The 17,233-nt window shown below is 74.5% G+C and carries 8 protein-coding genes; all 8 read right to left on the bottom strand.

Annotation, left to right across the window (positions count from 1 at the left end; all coding sequences use genetic code 11):
- Positions 1–3: 3 nt before the first annotated feature.
- On the bottom strand, positions 4–1,440 hold the full coding sequence (locus AMK18_RS07955) for a condensation domain-containing protein (RefSeq protein WP_073862221.1): 1,437 nt from the start codon (positions 1,438–1,440) through the stop codon (positions 4–6).
- Positions 1,437–1,703, bottom strand: coding sequence for an acyl carrier protein (locus AMK18_RS07950; protein WP_073862220.1), 267 nt, complete (start codon positions 1,701–1,703; stop codon positions 1,437–1,439). The genes AMK18_RS07955 and AMK18_RS07950 overlap by 4 nt, the downstream gene beginning before the upstream one ends.
- Complete coding sequence (locus AMK18_RS07945) at positions 1,700–1,906, bottom strand: MbtH family protein (RefSeq protein WP_018520704.1); 207 nt, start codon at positions 1,904–1,906, stop codon at positions 1,700–1,702. Before AMK18_RS07945 ends, AMK18_RS07950 begins: the two co-directional genes overlap by 4 nt.
- A gap of 4 nt (positions 1,907–1,910) precedes the next feature.
- Positions 1,911–4,928 (bottom strand): non-ribosomal peptide synthetase, encoded by a 3,018-nt coding sequence (locus AMK18_RS07940; RefSeq protein ID WP_073862219.1) that lies wholly within the window; start codon positions 4,926–4,928, stop codon positions 1,911–1,913.
- Positions 4,925–6,427: a class I adenylate-forming enzyme family protein gene (locus AMK18_RS07935; protein ID WP_073862218.1), complete on the bottom strand. Its 1,503-nt coding sequence runs from the start codon at positions 6,425–6,427 to the stop codon at positions 4,925–4,927. Before AMK18_RS07935 ends, AMK18_RS07940 begins: the two co-directional genes overlap by 4 nt.
- Positions 6,424–11,961, bottom strand: a complete 5,538-nt coding sequence (locus AMK18_RS07930; protein WP_073862217.1) for a non-ribosomal peptide synthetase/MFS transporter — start codon at positions 11,959–11,961, stop codon at positions 6,424–6,426. Before AMK18_RS07930 ends, AMK18_RS07935 begins: the two co-directional genes overlap by 4 nt.
- Positions 11,958–15,233 carry a non-ribosomal peptide synthetase gene (locus tag AMK18_RS07925; RefSeq protein ID WP_073862216.1) on the bottom strand — a complete coding sequence of 1,092 codons (3,276 nt, stop codon included), beginning with the start codon at positions 15,231–15,233 and terminating at the stop codon, positions 11,958–11,960. Before AMK18_RS07925 ends, AMK18_RS07930 begins: the two co-directional genes overlap by 4 nt.
- Positions 15,234–15,598: 365 nt before the next feature.
- Positions 15,599–17,212, bottom strand: coding sequence for a glycoside hydrolase family 13 protein (locus AMK18_RS07920; protein ID WP_073862215.1), 1,614 nt, complete (start codon positions 17,210–17,212; stop codon positions 15,599–15,601).
- Between the last annotated feature and the right edge of the window lie 21 nt (positions 17,213–17,233).

Genomic DNA, 17,233 nt, shown 5'->3' with positions numbered 1-17,233 from the left:
CGCTCACCGGGCGGCCTCCTCGGTCTTCGCGAGGAGTGCGGGCAGCTCCGTCAGAAGGGGCGGGTTTCCGGCCGACGCGGTCACGACGACCTCCTCGATGGCGCGCAGATGGGCATGGATGGTGTGCGGCGGCAGATACGCGGTGTCGGCGGTCAGGGTGACGGTGAGCGCGCTGTCGTCCCCGCTCACGTGCAGGCAGTACCGGCAGGCCACGCGGTCCTGAGTCGCGGGGAAGTCCAGGACGCCGCGGCTGCGGAGCGCGGCGGACTCGTCGGGGCGCGGCGCGGGGCGGGGCGCCGCCGGGCGCTCCACCAGGCGCATGTCGTTGAAGCAGCAGTACGGATGGACCTCGGTGCCGCGCTCCGCGGACATCCGGTCCAGCAGGGCGTCGAAGTCGGCGGGGTCGTAGGAGGCGGCGCGGTATCCGGCGAGCGCGGCCGGCCAGGCGCTCGCCAGCAGATCCGTGAAGTCGGCGTCCGGGCCCGCCTCGTCCATGCGCAGGATGAACAGCGCGTCCTGGGACAGCGTGCTGACCAGGGTGCGGTGGCCCTCAGCCGCGCGGTTGCCCGCGATCGGCATGACCGCCGCCACCGGGTGGCCCTGACCGGCGGCGACCAGGGCTGCCGAGGCGGTCAGCAGCACCGTCGAGCCGCTGACCCGGTGCGCGGCGGCCAGCGCCTCGACGGCCCGGGGAAGCGCGGCGGAGACCAGCCGGCCCGTCCAGAAGCGGGGCGTGCCCGGCTCGGCGACCGGCGTGGGGAACATCGTCGGGGACGCCGCCCGCAGCCCCCTCTCCCAGTGCGCGAGCGCGGCCCGGCCCGCGCGGCGGCCGGCCGGGGACGCCTGATGGTGCGCCAGGTCGAGAGGGTTCGCGGCGCAGGCCGGACCGGCCGACCCGCGGCGGGCGAGCAGCCGCAGGTCGCGGACCAGGACTTCGGCGGCGTGCCCGTCGGCTGCCAGGTGGCACAGCGCCAGCACGGCGTGCGTGATCCGCCCCGCGTGCCGGACGGCTCCGAACCGTACGGGCCACTCGCCCGCGTAGTCGAAGCGGTGGGCGGTCAGCGACGACAGCAGGGCGTCGGCGGCCGTCGCGGCTTCCTGCGGATCGTCCGCCTCGACGACTCGGATCTCCACCCGCCCTTCGCCGTGCAGGTGTTGGCGCGGCTCCCCGCCCTCGTCCGCGATCCGGGTGCGCAGCGCTTCGTGGCGGACGAGGAGCGCCGTGAGCGCGTCCGTCAGCCGGGGCAGGTCCACCGGGGTGCCCCGGTCGGCGAGCGGCAGGACGCGGCCGATGTTGAAGTAGTGGTCGTTGGGCCGGGTGCGCCCGATCGCGTGCCAGATCGCGCGCTGGCCCCAGGTCAGCGGGGCATCGCCGCTCCGGCCGCCCGCGAAGGCGAAGGACACGGTGGTGTGCGCCGTCGCTACCGTCGCCGCCGTCACTCGGTGCCCTCGGCGGCCAGCGCCCGCACTCGGGCGGTCAGGCCCGCGAGACCTTCGGTGTACAGGGCCCGGTCGCCGAGGTCGATGAGGACGCCGTACTCCGACTCCAGGCTGTCGGCGAGCCGCAGCAGCGACAGCGAGCTGACGCCGAGCGCGGCCAGGGGTTCGGTGGAGTCCATGAGCTCCGCGGCGGCGAGCCGGCCGTCGGTGGCCCGTTCGACGAGCCGCGCGACGCTCGCCGGGGTGGGGGCGGGCGCGGTCACCGGGCGGCCTCGTCGGCGAGGCGGCGGCGCAGGCTCAGGGGGCGGATGTCCGGCCACACCCGGTCGACGTGCGCGACGCATTCCTCCTCGGTGCCGGTGAAGCCCTCCGCCCGCCAGCCCGCGGGCAGTTCGGCGCCCTCCGGCCAGAGGGCGTGCTGCTCCTCGTCGTTGACGGCCACGAGGTAGCGGCTGGGTTCGGTCATGGTGCTACTCCTTGCGCAGTGCGGTGACGGCGGCGGCGATGCCGCGCACGGTGGGGGCGTCGAAGAAGACGTCGAACGGGAGGTCCACGCCCAGGGTGCGGTGGATGCGGGCGGCGATGGCGGTGATGGTCAGGGAGTGGCCGCCGAGGTCGAACAGGTCCTCGTCGCAGCCGAGATCGTCCAGCTCCAGGACCTCGCGCCAGATCGCGAGCACCGCTTCGGTGGTGGGGTCGGATCCGGTCTCCGCGCCGCCGCCCGCCGCGGGTCCGCGCGCGGGGACCGGCTCGGGAAGCGCGGCCCGGTCCAGCTTGCCGTTGGGGGTGAGCGGGAACGCCTCCAGCACCGTGTACGTGGCGGGGACGGCGGCGGCGGGGAGTGCGGCGGCGAGGTGGGCGTGCAGCTCCTGGGCCGTGGGCGCCGGGCCGGCCGGGATGACGTAGGCGCTCAGCCTGCGCTCGCCGTCCGCGCCGTGCACCGCGGCTGCGGCCTGCGCGACCGAGGGGTGCGAAGCCAGCCGGGCTTCGATCTCGCCCAGTTCGATCCGGTGGCCACGCACCTTGACCTGGTTGTCCGAGCGGCCGATGCAGACGAGGCCTCCGTCGGGCAGCCGCCGCACGAGGTCTCCGGTGCGGTAGAGGCGCGCGCCCGCGGGCCCGTACGGGTCGGGGACGAACCGCGTGGCCGTCAGGCCGGGGCGGTGCCGGTAGCCGTGCGCCAGACCGGCGCCGCCGAGGTAGAGCTCGCCGGGCAGTCCGTACGGGACCGGGCGCAGCCGGGCGTCCAGGATGTAGGCGCGGGTGTTGGCGAGCGGTTCGCCGATGAGGACCTGGCCGTCGGCTCCCACGGCGGGTTCCGCGAGGGTGGACCAGATGGTGGTCTCGGTCGGGCCGTAGACGTTCACCACTCGTTTGCCGACGGTGCCCAGCTCCTCGGCCAGCGCGGGTGGCAGCGCCTCGCCGCCGGACAGTGCGGTGAGTCCGGCCGCGTCGTCGCCGAGCCCCGCGTCGAGCAGCAGCCGCCACCCGCTGGGCGTGGCCTGGACATGTGTGACCCGGTGGCGATCGATGAGCCCGAGCAGCGCGGGCCCGTCGCGGTGGCCGCCTTCCGGTACCAGGACGACGCGCCCGCCGCTGATGAGGGGCAGCAGGAGTTCGACCGCCGAGATGTCGAAGGACAGCGAGGTGAGCCCGAGCCAGCGGTCGTCGGGGCCGGAGCCCAGGTGGTCGCGCAGCGCGCCCAGGACGTTGGCGAGCGCCGAGTGCGGCACCTCGACACCCTTGGGGCGTCCGGTCGAGCCGGAGGTGTAGAGCACGTACGCGGGGTGGGCGGGCGTTGGGCCCGGGGGCAGCGCCGGGGTGTCCGGGCCGACGGGTGCCAGCGCCGCCGGGGTGAGGTCGCCGGGGCCCTCGGGGCGTGTGGTGACGCGCAGCGCGAGGCGGGAGTCGGCCCTGAGGAACGCCAGCCGCTCGGCCGGGTGGTCGGGGTCGAGCGGCAGGTGGACGGAGCCGAGGACCAGCGAGGCGAGGAGGGCCACCAACTGGTCGCGGCCGCGCGGCAGTTCGATGCCGACGAGGGTGCCGGGGCCCGCGCCGTGCCTGCCCAGCGCGGCGGCCGCGTGTGCGACCAGGGCGGACAGTTCCCGGTAGGTCAGGGTCTCGTCGCCGCAGACGACGGCGGTCGCGTGGGGATGGGCGGCCACCGCCTCGGCGAACAGCGAGGGCACCGTGCGCCGGGTGAGTTCGGGCCGCGGACTCGGCGCTGCCAATTGCGCGGACCGTTCACCGGGTGTCAGCAGCGGCAGATCGCCGACCGGGGTGTCGGGCCTGGCCAGTACGCCGTCGAGGAGGGCCGTCCAGTGGTCCGCGATCCGTCGCGCGCCGTCGGCGGTGAGCGCCGCCGCGCGGAACTGGAGGCTCGCCTCCACCTCCGTACCCGAGTCGACGAGCTGGAGGTGCGCCAGGTTGCGCGCGGTGCCGCAGAAGCCGAGCCAGCGGACCTCGGCGCGGACCTCGGCACCGAAGTCGGGGCGCGGTCGCTCAGGGCGCCGCCGGTAGCTGAGGGAGAGCGGGGTCAGCGCGGTGCGCGGGGTCAGTCCGCGTACGGAACGGCCGAGCGGGACGGCCCGGTGCCGGTACAGGGCGCGCAGTCCGGCACGCACCGTCCGGGACCAGGACGCGAAGGGTGCGTCCAGGTCGGCGGTGGTGAAGAGGGGCAGCTCGTTGACGGCCAGCCCCACGCCCGTGGCCGTGCCGGGCGTACGGAGCGACAGCTCGATGGCCGTGACGGGGGCGGCCTCGCCGTAGCGGGCGAGCAGCGCGTGCCAGGACGCGGTGAGCAGTTCGAAGCGGGTGAGCCCGAGCCGTTCGGCCGTGGCGCCCAGCTGCGCGGCCCGCTCGGGGCCGAGGCTCCACGTGATCTCCGCGCCCGGCGCGGGGGCGGTCCCAGCCACCGAGGAGACCGCGAGCCCCGGCAGCACGGGAGCGGCCGGGTCGCGCCAGCGGGTGGCCCAGTACGCCTCGGCGTCCGCGAGGGCGTCGGGGGACGGTGCGGCGGCCGGCTGCGGGGCGGCCGGAGCCGGTGGCCCGCCCCGGTAGGCGGTGGCCAGGTCGTCGACCAGCCGGTCCTTGGACTCGCCGTCGAAGACGAGGTGATGGGCGGTCAGGACCAGGACGTGCCGGACCGGGGACAGCCGCAGGAGCGCGAAGCGGTGCAGCGGGCCGTGGGCGAGGTCGAAGGGCTGGGCCCGTTCCCGGGCGAGCAGCGCGTCGAGTGTGCCGTCGGTGCACTCGACCGTGCGCGGGTGCCCGGGTCCGGGGCCGGGCCGGGGGGTGCCGTCCGCGGCGAACACCGTGGTGAGGGCCGGGTGCTGGGCGGCGACGGCGGCGCAGGCCCGGTCCAGGCGGCTGGTGTCGAGCGGGCCGTCGAGACGCACGGCCAGGGTCAGGTGATAGGCGGAAGCGGTGTCCAGGGTGCGTTCGGTGAGCCAGACGCCGTGCTGGGCGGAGCTGAGGGTCGCGTTCACAGGATGGCCTCGGGGTGGTCTTGGGCGAGGATGCGGCGCAGTTCGCGTTTGAGGACCTTGCCGGCCTCGTTGCGCGGCAGGGTGTCGTGGAACAGCACGGTGGCCGGCAGTTCGTGGACGGCCAGCAGGTCGAGCAGGAAGGCCCGCAGGGCGGTGGTGGTCAGACCGTCGTCGGCGACGACCACGGCGGCGACGACGCTTCCCAGGACCGGGTGCGGCACTCCGAGGGCGGCGGCGTCCCGGACCAGCGGGTGGGCGTGCAGGGCGTTCTCGACCTGGAGGGTGGAAACCTTGTGGGCGCCCGACTTGACGACGTCCCGCTCCCGGTCGAGCAAGTGGAGGAAGCCCTCCTCGTCCACGCGGCCCAGGTCGCCCATGCGTATCCAGCGCCCCTGGAAGACCTCGTCGTCCGCCTCACCCACGTACGCCCGCGGAGCCGCCGCCGATCGCAGCCACAGCTCTCCCGGCCGCCCCGTGGGAAGCGGCTCTCCCCCGGGTGTGGTCACCCGCAGATCGGCCAGGGAGGCGGGGCGGCCGGGCGAGTCCGGGCGGGCTGGGTCGAAGAGCAGGGTGACCTGGGCGGGGGCGGCTTCGGTGGAGGTGTAGTAGTTGACGATCTGCGCCTTCGGGAAGGCCCGGACGAGTCCGAGCGCGACCGGCTGAGGGAGGGCGGCGGCCGTGGAACCCACCAGGCGCACGGCGTCGCGCGCACCCGACGACCCCGCGTCGGTGAGCGCGGCGGACGCCAGCAGTTCGATCGCCATGGCCGGTACGAGGAACACGCTGCCGATGTCGTGCTCCGAGAGCAGGCGCAGGAAGCGGGCCGGGGTGAACTGCGGGGCCGTGACACAGGTGGCGTACGCGTTCAGCGCGTTGACCAGCATGGTCTGCCCGGCGTTCGTGCCGACGGGGAAGGCGTGCAGGAAGGCGGACGAGTGACGCAGCGGCCGCCTGCGCTCGTCCAGGGTGCAGCCGTACGCCAGGTTGGCGTGCCGGGCTCCTACCGCCTTCGGGGTGCCGGTGGTGCCGGAGGTGTAGAGGATCTGGGCGAGGTCACCGGGGGCGGGCTCGGGCAGGTCGGGCCCGGAGGGATGACCGTCGGCATCCGCCTCCGTCAGCACGGTGGTGCCCTCCGGCAGCGCGGGCGGGGCGTCCCCCGTCCCGTGCAGCAGGAAGCGGGCCCGCGTGTCCGCGAGCACATGGGCGGTGGTGGCGGGCGCCGTCCGGTCGGACAGCGGCACGGCCACCCCGCCCGCCCGCAGCACCGCGAGGAAGGCGACGGCGTATTCGGTCCACCGGGCCGTGCCGTGGTGCAGCACCACGCGGTCCCCGGGCCGCACCCCGGCGGAGCGCAGCGCGCAGGCGTACGCCCCCGACCGGGCGTGCCAGGACGCGAAGTCGAGCCGTTCGCGGCCGGTGACCAGGGCGGTGCGCTCGCCATGGGCGGCGGCCCGGTGGGCGAGCAGGGCGGGCAGTGTGGTGGCCGCTGCCGGTGTCATGTCCGGCTCTCCTTCGCGCGGCGGGCGGCGGCGATACGGGCGCGCTCGCGCAGACCGACCAGATCGTCCGGCTCGGCCTCGGGCACGTCCCGGTCGAAGCGCGCCAGCACCGGAAGGCGCAGGCCGAGCGCGACCAGGCCGAGCATGGCGCACCCGAACAGCACGTACATCAGGGCGATGCCGCGCCCGGGTCCGGTGCCGATCAAGGGGCCGAAGACGGGGGCGAGCGCCCCGCCGGGCTCCATCAGGGGCCCCAGCACCGAGGAGCCGAGCGGGGCGATGATCCCGTGGCCCAGCGGCAGGGTGGACCAGGCGACGAGGGTGTTCAGGGCGAAGACGCGGCCGTGGAAGCGCTGCGGGACCTTGACCTGGACGATCGTGGAGTAGACGCCGTTGACGAGGGAGAGCGCGAACGACATGCCGAAGGCTCCGGCGGCGATCACCCAGAGACCGGCGTGCAGCCCGGTGAGGGCCCCGGCCAGGGCGAGCAGTGCGGCGAGGCCGAGCATGCCGCGCAGCCGGTGGCGCCGGGGGCCGCCCCAGAACCCCATGACGACCCCGCCCAGGATCGCGCCCGCGCCGCCCGCCATCGCGACCCGCGCCGCGCCCTGGAGGTCGTCGAAGGCGAGGACCAGCGGGGTGATGAGCAGGAAGAGCGGGGAGAGGAAGAGGTTCAGCCCGGCGAACCACAGCAGCATCGCCCGGAAGCCCCGGTTGCGCCAGGAATGGGCGAAGCCGTGCCGGATCTCGGAGACGAGGGACTCGCGCCGGGTCCACGGCAGCGTCCGGGGGAACTTGACCGCGAGCAGGACGCCGATGGCCAGGACGTAGCTGGCCACGTCGATGACGAGGATGCCGCCCAGACCGATTGCGGCCATCAGCGCGACGGCCACCAGCGGCACGACGAACTGGGCGGTGCCGAACGCGAGTTGGACGATGCCGTTGGCGTGGCCGAGATACTGCTTGGGTACCAGCTGCGGGACCGCCGAGGCGTAGGCGAGCCGTTGGAAGGTCAGGGCGAGGGAGAGCACGCCCAGCAGGACGTACACCTCCCAGGAGTGCAGGTTCCCGGTGAGGAGCAGGGCCAGGAGGCCGGCCTGCGTGGTGCAGGCGGTGAGGTCGCCCGCGAGGAGTACGGTGCGCCGGTCCAGCCGGTCGACGAGGGCGCCCGCCAGCGGGCCGACGAGGATGCCGGGGACCATGGCGATCACCGCGTAGAGCGCGTACCGGGTGAGGGAGCCGGTGTTCAGCAGGATCCAGAGCGGCAGCGCGAATTCGGTCAGCGCCGAACCGGTGATGGAGACCAGCTGCCCGCTCGCGACCGCGAGGAACCGTCGCATGCTGGGTTCGGGCCCGGCGTCGGACTCCGCTTCCTCGGCGGGGGTTTCCCTGCCGGACTCCTCGGCAGCCGTCACCGGCCCGGTGTCCCCGTGGAACCACCACGAGTTCCGCGGATCGCGGGCGGGCAGTTCGTCGGTCACGCCGTCGCACACCGCGGGGTGCACGGTGGTCACCGCCTCGGCGACCTCGGTGGCCCGGTACTTGAGGAAGAAGTGGCCGCCCTGGTCGAGCACGGCGACGGCGGAGCGCTCGGCCAGCAGCAGCCACTCGCGGTAGCGCTCCTGGTAGAAGTCGGCCGCCGGGTCCTGGTCGCCGATCAGGCAGATGAGCGGGGCGCGCAGCCGTGGCGCGCCGGCGGCCACGTCGGCGATGGCGCGGGTGAAGTAGTCCTCGGCGGCCTGGGTGTCCCTGCGCATGTTGCCGATGATGAAGGCCGCCTGCTCCTTGTCGAGGTCGGAGGTGTTCACCCCGAGCCCGATGAGCCAGTTCGCGTAGACCCGGTCGCCGAGCAGCGGTTCGAGTGAGGCGACGCGGCTCAGTGCGTTGAGCACCCGGCTGCGGGGCCGGGCGAAGGGGAACTGGGCTCCTGCGTAGACCGCCTCCAGCGGGTGCCCGGCGGCTTCCAGCAGCCGGGAGACGGAAATCGCCAGGGCCGTGCCGACCGCGCAGTGCCCGTAGACCACGACGGGCCCCTCGGTCCGCTCCCGTACCTCTGCCGCGATGCGCTCGGCGAGTTCGTCGAACGGCACGGACTCCTCGGTGACACCGACGTCGTGGCCCGGTACGGCGACCGCCCACAGCTCGGTGTCGGCGGGCAGTGCGTCGGCGACGGGCTGGTAGACGACGGGGCTGCCGCCGCCGTACGGCACGCAGACGAAGGTGCGGGTGCGGTGGGCGGCGGACACGGGCGGGGTGAGCCGGTGCAGCAGCGGCCTCGGGGAGTCGTCGCTCTCGTCCCGGGAGGCGACGGCGGCCAGGTCGCGGACGGTGCGGTGGGTGAAGAGGTCCATGACGCTGACGGGCCGGGCGCCCGCCTCGGTCAGCCGGGCGCGGGCCCTCGCGACGACCTGGGTGGCCAGGAGCGAGTGGCCGCCGATGTCGAAGAAGTCCTCGTCCGTGCCGACCTCCGTCAGCCCGAGCACCTCGCCCCAGATCCCGGCGAGCAGGCGTTCCACCTCGGTGGCGGGCCGGGTCGCGCCGGACGACCGCCGCAGCTGCGGCGCGGGCAGGGCACGGCGGTCGAGCTTCCCGTTGGGGGTGAGCGGCAGGGCGGGGACGACGGCGACCACCGAGGGCACCTGGTGTTCGGGGAGCACCCGCTTGAGCGCCGTACGCAGCCGGACCGGATCGGGCTCGTCCGGGCCGGCGGCCACGACGTATCCGACGAGGCGCTGGTCGCCGGGCCGGTCCTCGCGCAGGACGACAGCCGCGTCGGCTACGTGGGGCTGGGCGCGCAGCGCGGCCTCGGTCTCGCCGGGCTCGATGCGCAGCCCGCGCAGCTTGATCTGCGCGTCGACGCGGCCGAGGTGCTGGAGGGTGCCGTCCGGGAGGCGGCGGGCCAGGTCCCCGGTGCGGTAGAGGCGCGAGCCGGGCGGACCGTACGGGTCGGGCACGAACCGGGCCGCGGTCCGGCCGGGCCTGCGGTGGTAGCCGAGGGCCACGGCGGTGCCGCCGATGTGCAGTTCACCGGGGGCCCCGGGCGGCACGGGGCGCAGGGCGGCGTCCAGCACGTACAGCCGGGTGTTGTCGATGGGCCGTCCGATCGGCACCGTCTCCAGGGGGCCGGCGCACTCCCACGAGGAGACGTCGACCGCCGCCTCCGTCGGTCCATACAGGTTGGCGAGGGCGCAGTGCGGCAGCCGGCCGGTCAGTTCGCGGGCCGTGTCGGGCGGCAGGGCCTCGCCGCTGCTGATCACGCGGCGCAGCGTCGTGCACCGTTCGACGCCCTCCTCGGCGAGGAAGACGGTCAGCATGGCGGGCACGAAGTGCGCGACGGTGACACCCGCGGTGGCGATGAGGTCGAGCAGATAGCCGGCGTCCTTCTGCCCGCCGGGCTTGGCGAGGACGATGCGCGCACCGGTGGTCAGGGGCCAGAAGAACTCCCACACCGATACGTCGAAGCCGACGGGGGTCTTCTGCAGGACGGCGTCGTCGGGGCCCAGGCGGTAGGTGTCCTGCATCCACTGGAGGCGGTTGGCGATGGCCCGGTGGGTGTTGGGCACGCCCTTCGGGCGGCCGGTGGAGCCGGAGGTGTAGATGAGGTAGGCGGGGTCGTCGGGGGTGGGTCCGGCCGGACCGCGGCGCGAGCGGGGCGGTTCCTCGGGGTCGTCCAGCAGCATGATCTGCGCGGTGCAGCCGTGCGGGGTGGGCAGTCCGCGCTGCGTGAGCAGGACGGGCGCGTCGCTGTCGGCGAGGAGGAAGGCGAGGCGTTCGGCGGGGTAGCCGGGTTCCAGCGGGGCGTAGGCCGCGCCCGTGCGCAGGATGCCGAGCAGGCCGGCGACGAGTTCGGGTGAGCGCTCCGAGCAGATGGCGACGAGGCCGCCCGGACCGATGCCCTCGGCGGCCAGCCGGGCGGCGATCCGGTCGGCCCGCTCGTCGAGCTGCCGGTAGGTGAGGGCGGGCCGGCCCTCGACGGCGACGGCGACCGCGTCGGGGGTCCGGGCGATCTGCTCGGCCACCAGGGCGGTGAGGGTGGTGGGCGGACGGTCCACAGCGGTGTCGTTGTACCGCTCGGTCTCGGTCTCGTGCTCCTCCGGGGTGGGCCCGGCGAGGCCGGAGAGCGGAGTCTCGGGGGCGGCCGCCACGGAGCGCAGGATCCTGCCGAGGTGATCGGCGAGGCGTCCGATGTCGGCGGGGTCGAAGAGGTCGGTGTTGAAGTTGAAGGAGCCGTGCAGCCCGTCGGGCCACTCCTGGAGGAAGAGTTCGAGATCGAAGCGGGTGCCGCTGGCCCGTACCCCGAAGGGCTCGGCGCTCAGGCCGCCCGCCGCCGTCGCGTCGCGCTGGGTGGCGTAGTTCTGTACGGCGAGCACGGCCTGGAAGACGGGCGGGCGCGAGACGTCGCGTGCCACCTTCAGCTCGCTGACCAGCTGCGCGAACGGCAGTTCCTGGTGCGCGTAGGCGTCCAGGCAGGTTTCGCGGGTGCGGCGCAGGAGCTCGGCGAATGACGGATCGCCCTCCAGCCGGGCCGGCAGCGCGATGACGTTGACGAACATGCCGACCAGGTCTTCGAGTTCCGGCTCGGTGCGTCCGGCGACAGGGGAACCGACGGCGAAGTCGCGCTGGCCGCTGAAGCGGGCGAGGAGGATCTGGAAGGCGGCCAGGAGCACCATGTGGACGGTCGCGTCGTGGAGCCGGCCGAGCGCCGTGAGCCGGTCGAGCAGGGCGCGGTCGACGAAGAACGCGTACCCGGCGCCCTCGAAGGTCTGGCGGGGCGGGCGGGGGCGGGAGAAGGCGAGCTCCAGCGGTTCGATCCCGGCGAGTTCGCCGGACCAGTGGGCGACCTCGGCCGCGAGCCGTTCACCGCTCAGCTGCTCGCGCTGCCACAGCGCGAAGTCCCCGTACTGCACAGCCAGTTCGGGCAGCGGATCGGGCTCGCCCGCGACACCGGCGGCGTAGTGGCGCAGCACATCGCCGAGCAGGACCTCGCTGGACCAGCCGTCGCTGACGCTGTGGTGGACGACCAGGAGCAGGACGTGGTCGTCGGCGGCCAGCCGGATCAGCAGGGCCCGCAGCAGCGGGCCGCGCTCCAGGTCGAAGGGGACGGCGGACGCTTCGTCCACCAGGCGTTCGGCCTCGGCCGGTGACTCGGCCACGGCCTCGGTGAGGGCCGCCGGGCCGGGCGGGTCGATGACCAGCAGCGGGCGGCCGTCGTCGGTGGCCGGGTAGCGCGAGCGCAGCGTCTCGTGCCGGGCGACCGCCGCGTCCAGGGCGGCGCGCAGCTGGTCGGCGTCCAGCGGGCCGCGCAGCCGCCGGACCACCGGGATGTTGTACGCGGCGGTGCCCGGGGCGAACTGCTCCATGAACCAAAGGCGTTCCTGCGCGAACGAGAGCGGCACGGGCGTGTCCGGGTCCCGGCGCGGGATGGTGGCCCGGGCGGCGGGGCGCGCCGACAGGCGGCGGCGCAGCAGTTCCCGCTTCGCGGCCGAGAGGCGGGCGGCGGCTGGTTCCGCCGGGTGGGCGGTGTCGGCGCTCATGAGCGGGGCCGGCTTCCTTCCAGTGCGTCCTGCGCTGCCAACAGCTCTTCGGCGTCCGTGTCCGACAAGGCGTCGATCTCGGCCATCAGAGCGGCCTCCACGGCTTCGGCGAAGGCGGCGCAGGTGCGGTGGGTGAACAGGGTGCGCAGAGGGACGGCGAGGTCTACGGAGGCGCGGAGCCGGGCGATGACCCGCGTCGCGAGGAGTGAGTGGCCGCCCAGGTCGAAGAAGTCGTCGTCGGCGCCGACCGGACCCGAGCCCAGCACCTGGCGCCAGATGTCGGCGACGAGTTCCTCCGCCTCGGTCCTGGGCTCCACGAAGGCGGCCCGCACGAGGGACGCGGCCCCGGGGTCCGGCAAGGCCGCCCGGTCTACTTTGCCGTTGGGGGTGAGCGGCAGCCGGTCGAGCACGGCCCAGGCGCCGGGGACCAGGTGCGGGGGCAGCACGGCGGCCAGTTCCGCGCGCAGCCGGGCCGGGTCCGGCGCAGGCGCGTCCGGGGCCGGTACGACGTGGGCGACGAGCCGGTCGCCGCGGGCCTGGACCACGGCATCGGACACGCCGGGCAGGGCGGTGAGCGCGGCCTCGACCTCGCCGGGCTCGACCCGAAAGCCGCGCACCTTCACCTGGCCGTCGAGCCGGCCCAGGAATTCCAGCTGCCCGTCGGCCCGGCGCCGGACCCGGTCGCCGGTCCGGTAGCGACGGGCCCCCGGCGGTCCGTCCGGGTCGGGCACAAAAGCGCGGGCGGTGGCCCCGGGGCGGCCCAGGTAGCCGTCGGCGACCCCGGCCCCGCCGATGACCAGTTCGCCTGGGGTGCCGGGCGGGACGGGTGTGCCGTGGCGGTCCAGCACGGCCAGGGTGGTCGCGCCGATCGGGCGGCCGATGGGCGGCCTGCGCAGCCCGTCCGGCGCGCCGAGCTCCGCCGTGGTGGCGATGACCGTGGTCTCCGTCGGGCCGTAGGAGTTCACCAGCCGCACGGTGTCGCCGAACCGGGCCCGCCACGCGGCGACCGCCTCGGCGCGCACCTGGTCGGCGCCCAGGATCACCAGGCGCAGCGTGTCCGGCCACGGGGTTTCGTCGAGGTCGGCGACGAGGTGGTGCCAGTAGGGGGTGGGCAGGTCCAGGACGGTGACCCCCGCCGCGTACGGCTCGGCCAGCTGGTCGCCGAGGGCCGCTCCGGGGCGGGCGGTGACGAGGACCGCGCCGGACGCCAGGGCCGGGAAGATCTCCTCGGCGCTGGTGTCGAAGGAGAGCGAGGCGCTGTGCAGGACCCGGTCGCTCTCGCCGAGGCCGTAGCCCTGACGCATCCAGGCGACCCGAGCGGCGAGCGCGCGGTGCGGTACGAGGACGCCCTTGGGCGTGCCGGTGGAGCCCGAGGTGTAGATGACGTACGCGGGATCGTCCGGGCCGGGCCCGGTGGCGGGGTCGGGAAGCGGGCCGGCCTCGGTGCCGGGTCCGGGAGGCGGGCCGGACGGGTGGCTGGGGGCGGCGGACAGGACGGGGACATCGGCGATGAGGCCCGGGACCGGCGCGCCGTCCTCGGTCAGCAGGACCGCTGCCCCGCTGTCCCGGAGCATGAAGTCGAGCCGTCCGGCGGGGTATTCCGGGTCCAGTGCGAGGAAGCCCGCGCCGACGCGCCAGGCGGCGAGCATCACCACGACCGGCCGCGGTCCCCGGGGCAGGCAGAACGCGACGAGGTCGCCGCGGCGGACCCCGGCGGCCAGGAGCCGGGCGGCCAGGGCGCGGGAGGCGTCGGCGAGTTGTCCGCGCGTGAGGCTTTCCCCGGGGCCGACGAGGGCCGGGGCATCGGCGGCCCGGGCCATCCGGTCGATCGCGGCGAGGACCGTCGGGGGGTGCTCCGGCAGCGCGGGCCCCGCCGCCTCGTCCCGTAGCAGCGCCGACTCCCCCTCGTCCAGCAGGGGCAGCAGGTGCACGGGCGTGTCGGGCTCCTCCAGGGCGGCGCGCAGCAGGATCTCGAAGCGGGCGGCGAACCGGGCCACCTCCGGCGCGTCCAGGAGATCGGTGCGGTAGCCGAAGACCGCGTGCAGGTCGTCACCGTCCGGGCGGACGTCCAGGCTCAGTTCGAACTTGGCGGCGGTGTGGCCGCCGTCGCCCTCGGCGCAGAGGAGGTCCGCGAAACGGTGCTCGCCCAGGTCGCCGCCGCTCTGGGTGTGTACGGTCAGCAGCGTCTGGAAGACGGGCGTGCGTCCGGTGTCCCGGTCGTGCCGCAATTCCTCGGTGAGCCGTTCGAACGGGACGCGGCCGTGCGTCAGGGCGCGGAGCCAGTCGCCCCGGATCTGCCGCAGCAGGGCATCGAAGGAGCGGGTTCCGGAGAAGTCGGCGCGCAGGACGAGGGTCGAGGAGAAGTAGCCGACGGTCCGCTCGCTGTCGACCGTCGTGCGCGCGGCGGTGGGCACGCCCACGCAGAAGTCGTCCTGGCCCGTGCAGCGGTGGAGGAGGACCTGATAGGCCGCGGCGATCACCATGAAGGGGGTGAACCGGCGGGCACGGGCGAAGCGCTCCACCGCCCCGCCCAGACCGCGCAGGACTTGGGTGCGATAGGCGCCCCGGCTGGTCGGAACGGAAGGCCGGGGGCGCTCGGCGGGGAGCGCCAGGGGCTGGGCACCGTCGAGCAGCCGGCGCCAGTGGTCGAGGGCCGCGGCGGCCTCCGGGCCGTCCAGCCAGGCGCGCTCCGCGGCGGCGTGCGCCAGGTAGGAGGGCGGATCCTCCAGGGCGGCCCCGTCGCCTGCGCGGAACGTCGAGTAGAGCGCGGCGAGTTCGGAGCGCAGCAGGCCGAGCGACCAGCCGTCGGCGACGATGTGGTGCACGACCAGACAGAAAGTGTACGTGTCCTCCCCGGTCCGCAGCAGTGCGGCACGCAGCAGCGGCCCGTCCGCCAGGTCGAACGGCCGATTGGTGAACTCCCCTGTCCTTGCGGCGGTTTCAGCCTCCGCGCACCCCCGCAGATCATGGCTGTCCCATGGAACCGGGGCCGGTGGATCCACCACGACGTACGGGCGGCCATCGACGGCGGGGAAACGGCTGCGCAGCGCCTCGTGCCGGGCCGCCACGGCGTCCAGCGCCGCGCCGAGGGCGTCCGCCGAGAGAGCGCCGGTGAACCGGAGCACGAGCGGAATGTTGTACGCCGGGTCCCCCGGCTCGAACTGGTCCAGGAACCAGAGGCGTTCCTGCCCGACGGAGAGGACGGCCTCGGCGGGGGCCTGGGCCTCCGACCCGGACGTCGGGGAGTAGGGCCGCTGGCTGGAATCGGGCATGACGCTCCTGGGGGCCGGGTCGTGGCGGTCCGGCCGCCTGGCTGAAACCGTATGCATGCACGGCCCGTGCGGGTGACGCGTGAGGAGGGAGGGACAGCTGCCCCGGGAGGGTGCCGTGATGCCGCAAATGCTAGAGAGCGACCGAACGACGGGTCAATGGTCTGGACCAAATTGCTGTGGGTCCCGCTCAAACACCCTGCGGCCCGGATCAGGGGAAAACGGCCGAAACCTGCCCCTGCGCCCGCCCGTTCGGCCTCCCGGCCCGGCCCGCCAGGACGAGCGGTCCGCAGTCCCCCGCGCCCGCGCCGCAGACGCGACCGGGCTGTGGTGTCACGAGGTACGACACCACAGCCCGGTGTGCGGATTCAGGAGGTACGCAGCCAGACGCTGGTGTCGACGGGCAGCACGCCCTGGCCCAGCGGCTGGGAGGAGACGAGTACCTGGGCGCCGTCCGGGAGTTGTACGGGGGTGGCGGAGAGGTTGACGATGCAGGTGAAGTTCTCACCGCGGGTGAAGGCGAGGACGTCGGGTGCGTAGTCGAGCCACTGCATGGGCCCGTCCCCCAGGGCGGGCTCGGCCGCGCGGCGGGCGAGGGCCTGGCGGTAGAGGGTGAGCATGGAATGGGGGTCGGCGTCCTGAGCGGCCGCGGTCAGCCGCGCCCAGGTCGCGGGCTGCGGGAGCCAGGGGGATGCGGCGCCGTCGGGGCTGAAGCCGTAGGGCTCGGTGGTGCCGTTCCAGGGCAGCGGGACGCGGCAGCCGTCGCGGCCGGGATCCTCTCCGTTCGTACGGTGGTAGATGGGGTCGTCACGGCGGTGGGCGGGGATGTCCTCGACCTCGGGCAGGCCCAGTTCCTCGCCCTGGTAGATGTAGACGGCGCCGGGCAGCGCCATGGTGAGCAGGGCTGCGGCGCGGGCGCGGCGGCGGCCGAGGTCTTCGTCGACGACGGGGTTGTACTGGCGGATACCGGCGGCGGTGCTGGTGTCGGGGCGGCCGTAGCGGGTGACGTGGCGGGTGACGTCGTGGTTGGAGAGCACCCAGGTGCTGGGGGCCCCGACGCCGACGTGGGCGGCCAGGGTCTGGTCGATGACGGTACGCAGAGCGGTGGGGTCCCAGCTGCACCCGAGGAAGTCGAAGTTGAAGGCCGAGTGGAGTTCGTCGGCGCGCAGGTACCGGGCGAAGCGGTCGGGGTCGGCGAGCCAGACCTCCCCGATCAGCGCGCGGGGCTCGGGGTAGGAGTCGGCGACGGCGCGCCAGCCGCGGTAGATGTCGTGGTTCTCGTCGAGATCGACGTACGGGTGGGGGTCGGGGAAGACGCTGTGGTCGTAGTCGGGCAGGTCCGGGTCCTTGCTGCACATGGCGGCGGAGTCGACGCGGATGCCGTCGACTCCGCGGTCGAACCAGAAGCGGAGGATGTCTTCGTACTCGGCGCGCACGAGAGGGTTGCGCCAGTTGAGGTCGGGCTGTTCGGGGGCGAACAGGTGCAGGTACCACTGGCCGTCGGGCACACGGGTCCAGGCGGAGCCGCCGAAGATGGACTGCCATGCGTTGGGAGGCAGTTCGCCGTTGCCGCCGCGGCCTTCACGGAACCAGAACAGTTCGCGTTCGGGTGAGCCGGGCTCGGCGTCGAGGGCAGCGGTGAACCAGGCGTGTTCGTTGGAGACGTGGTTGGGCACGACGTCGACGATGATGCGGATGTCGCGTTCGTGGGCTTCGCCGATGAGCTTCTCGGCTTCGGCGAGGGTGCCGAAGCGCGGGTCGATCCGGCGGAAGTCGGTGACGTCGTAGCCGGCGTCCGCCATGGGCGTCAGATACCAGGGAGAGAACCAGATGGCTTCGATGCCGAGGCGCTGGAGGTAGTCGAGTCTGGAGCGCACGCCCGCCAGGTCGCCGATGCCGTCGCCGTTGCCGTCGGCGAAGCTGCGCGGGTAGACCTGGTAGATGGCTGCGTGACGCCACCAGTCGGTGGTGCGCGGGGTCATGGTGCCTGCCTTCGTATGTGG

Source organism: Streptomyces sp. CB01249 (assembly GCF_001905735.1).
Lineage (GTDB): Bacteria > Actinomycetota > Actinomycetes > Streptomycetales > Streptomycetaceae > Streptomyces.
This window is presented reverse-complemented; position numbering and strand designations above follow the sequence as displayed.

Coding starts and splice junctions, on each gene's coding strand:
- AMK18_RS07945 (WP_018520704.1), bottom strand. CDS start 1,906: ATGACCGAACCCAGCCGCTACCTCGTGGCCGTCAACGACGAGGAGCAG.
- AMK18_RS07935 (WP_073862218.1), bottom strand. CDS start 6,427: ATGACACCGGCAGCGGCCACCACACTGCCCGCCCTGCTCGCCCACCGG.
- AMK18_RS07930 (WP_073862217.1), bottom strand. CDS start 11,961: ATGAGCGCCGACACCGCCCACCCGGCGGAACCAGCCGCCGCCCGCCTC.
- AMK18_RS07925 (WP_073862216.1), bottom strand. CDS start 15,233: ATGCCCGATTCCAGCCAGCGGCCCTACTCCCCGACGTCCGGGTCGGAG.
- AMK18_RS07920 (WP_073862215.1), bottom strand. CDS start 17,212: ATGACCCCGCGCACCACCGACTGGTGGCGTCACGCAGCCATCTACCAG.